The organism is Candidatus Spechtbacterales bacterium (genome assembly GCA_040879145.1).
Classification (GTDB): Bacteria; Patescibacteriota; Minisyncoccia; order Spechtbacterales; family 2-12-FULL-38-22; genus JAWVZY01.
Genome location: JBBDKX010000004.1, coordinates 1 through 3,101 on the forward strand (window position 1 = coordinate 1; position 3,101 = coordinate 3,101).

The window sequence follows — 3,101 nt, forward strand, 5'->3', positions numbered from 1 at the left end:
ACAAGCTTAATCGCGAGGGTGCGGAGCCTTTGGCGCAAGAGTTTGCGCTCATTGATTCTATAAGATCTAAAAAAGATTTAGTGGAATCCGTAGCGCATTTGCATCTCTTTGGTGTAGATGTTTTTTGGGGAGACGGGGCAAGCCCTGACCTTTCCGATACAGAAATTATGATTTTTGGCATTGGACAGTCCGGACTTAGCCTACCTGAGCGCGGCTATTATTTTGACGATGATAAAAAAGAGATTCGGCAAAAATTCTCAAAACACGTAGAAAAGATATTTCTGCTTCTGGGATATAATAAATCAGCTGCAAAAAATGCTGCAGATACAGTAATGGCTATTGAGACACGGCTTGCCCAAAAATCATGGACTACTGTTGAGTTGCGAAACATTGAACCCCAGCTCAACTATCTGGACAGTAAAGATCTGGACAATTTGGCCCCAAATGTGGACTGGTCTCTGTATTTTGACAGTATTGGACTTAAAGTACCCGATAAATTCTTAGTTAGCCAGTTGGATTTTATGCGCAGAGTGAGCGCGATTTTTAACGGAAATAAACTGGATGATTTAAAAACGTATCTTAAATGGTGGCTCATAATGCGTACCGCGCATTTGCTAAGTGATGATTTTGTTCAGGAGGATTTTGATTTTTGGGAAAAAACAATGAATGGCAATGAAGCCCTTAAACCCAGATGGGAAAGGTGCGCCTCTATTTTAAACTCACTGCTTGGCGAAGCTTTGGGTGAGGAATATGTAAAAAAATATTTCCCACCCGAAGCCAAAGAGAAGATAAATGAGCTTGTGGATAACCTAACTGTAGCTCTCCGTCACAGAATAAAAGAGCTTGACTGGATGACAGCGGAAACCAAAAAAAGAGCCGCAGAAAAATTAGACGCTTTTTCAAGAAAGCTTGGCTATCCTGATAAGTGGAAAGATTACAGCGCTCTTGAGGTAAAAAAAGATTCCTATGTTTTAAATTGCTTGCGCGCGACAAAATTTCATGTACAGGACAATCTTTCCAAGGTAGGAAAGCCGACCGATCGCACAGAGTGGCATATGACGCCGTCTACTGTTAATGCTTATTTTCACCCCTTACATACAGAGATTGTTTTCCCTGCCGGCATATTGCAACCGCCTTTCTTTGACCCTAATGCCGATGATGCTGTAAATTACGGTGGCATTGGCGTTGTTATAGGACATGAAATTACTCATGGTTTTGATGATAAAGGTTCTCAGTTTGATAAAGATGGAAATTTTAAAAATTGGTGGACACAAAAAGATAGAAAAGAGTTTGATGCCAGGTGTCAAAAGATTATTAATCAATTTAATGGTTATGAGGTGTTGGACGGACTGTTTGTTAACGGAACTTTAACCCAAGGCGAAAACATTGCAGATCTTGGAGGGTTGAACATAGCCTACGAGGCGTATATACGCTCTCTTAAGGATAAGCCCGAACCCCCGAAACTTAGCGGGTTTACCTATAAACAGAGATTTTTTCTTGGATTTGCTCAAGTTTGGCGTTCTAAGGCGCGCGAAGAATATATAAAGAAGTTGGTTGCAACAGATACTCATTCCCCGGCTCGTTTTAGGATTTTAGGAACACTCGCAAATGCGCCGGAGTTTTATGATGCCTTCGGCTTAGAAGAAGGAGATGGTATGTATATTCCTCCTGAAGACAGAGTAGAAATTTGGTAACTTCAAAGGCCCCGTTAGAACGGGGCCTTTTTAATGTAAAAAATAAATACGCCAACCGGTTGGCGTATGTATTTATATTATGTCGGGGTGCCGGGACTCGAAGCTGTTTTACAGGTTAGGGATATGGTATAATTTATATATTGATGGTAAGTTAATATTAATTTTCGGGCTGTAGTATATGGGTATTATCTGCGTATGGGGTACGTAGGAACCGGATTCAAGCTCCGGCAGCCCGACAAACACAAATGCAACAGGTACAATTAAAGTGTGCATATTGTAGTAGAACGGTTTTGAGGACTAAAAGCAGGGTTAACGAAGCTAAAAAATTTGGCTGGGCCGTTTATTGTTCAACAGAGTGTCGGGCGCAAAATTCAAGAAAACAAAAATATATAAAATGCTCAAATCCTGTTTGTAAAACTGCTTTTTGGAGAAGCAATAAGGAAATTCAAAGAGTTAGTAGTAGTTATTGTTCTCGTTCTTGTTCTGCAATCGTAAATAATTCCAGAGCGCCTAAGCGGAAAAAGAAAATTATAAATAATTTTTGCAAAATCTGTAATAAGCCCTTTTCTCGCAAAGGCGTGTTTTGTTCTGTTAAGTGCAAAAATAAAGCGCAGTTCATTAGCGAGGAGAAAATCATAAAACAAATTAAAGCTTTTTATACTAAAAATAACAGAATACCTGTAAAAAAAGAGTTTCAACACACCAAGGCGGCACGCGAAAGGTTTGGCAGCTGGAATAAAGCCATAGAGGCAGCAGGTTTTTCTCCTAATCCCGCCATGTTTGCTGAAAGGCATATTGCGCGCGACGGTCATGAATGCGACTCTTTATCTGAAAAAATAATAGATGATTGGCTTACAAGCAATAATGTCAAACATAAACGCAGTATTCCGTATCCGCAAAATAACAAATTAACTTGCGATTTTGTAATAGGTAAATATTTTATAGAATTTTTTGGTTTGGAAAATGAACATAAAAGGTATACAGAGCTTGTTCAGGAAAAAAGAAGGTTGGCCAAAAAAATGAAACTTAACCTAGTAGAAATAAAGCCCGCGCATATATTTCCAAAAAACAAACTAAATGAACATCTTAGTTTTTTGCTTAAGTAAATACAAAAAAATAAACACGACAGGTTTATCCCTTCGTAGCTTTACACGAAGGAGGACGTCTGTCGTGTTTATTTTTTCTGTCAGTTCGTTTAAAGAATTACAGAACTATTTCTGTAATTCTTTCAGTATATTCGGTTTTTTGACAGCGGTTTTTTTGCAACGCGTGCAAACTTTAACTCTTGAGCCACTATCAAGTCGTAACCATTGAAGGTTTGCATATTTCCTTTTTTTAGTAGTTGGGTTGTAGTGACCACGCAGAAGTTTCCTTTTTCCTTCCATCTGTGAATCTTTCCCACATACC

3 protein-coding genes are annotated in these 3,101 nt (G+C 39.0%); 2 read left to right on the forward strand and 1 reads right to left on the reverse strand.

All coding sequences use genetic code 11. The features are described 5' to 3' along the window. The coding region (locus WDZ40_00375) for a M13 family metallopeptidase (protein ID MEX0877303.1) at window positions 1-1,694 on the forward strand (1,694 nt) is incomplete at its 5' end. Window positions 1,695-2,272: 578 nt separating this feature from the next. Further along, window positions 2,273-2,800 carry a hypothetical protein gene (locus tag WDZ40_00380; GenBank protein ID MEX0877304.1) on the forward strand — a complete coding sequence of 176 codons (528 nt, stop codon included), beginning with the start codon at window positions 2,273-2,275 and terminating at the stop codon, window positions 2,798-2,800. A 105-nt stretch (window positions 2,801-2,905) separates the two neighbouring features. On the opposite strand, the gene WDZ40_00385 is transcribed toward WDZ40_00380, so the two are convergent. Continuing rightward, window positions 2,906-3,101: hypothetical protein (locus tag WDZ40_00385; GenBank protein MEX0877305.1), on the reverse strand; the 196-nt coding region annotated here is incomplete at its 5' end.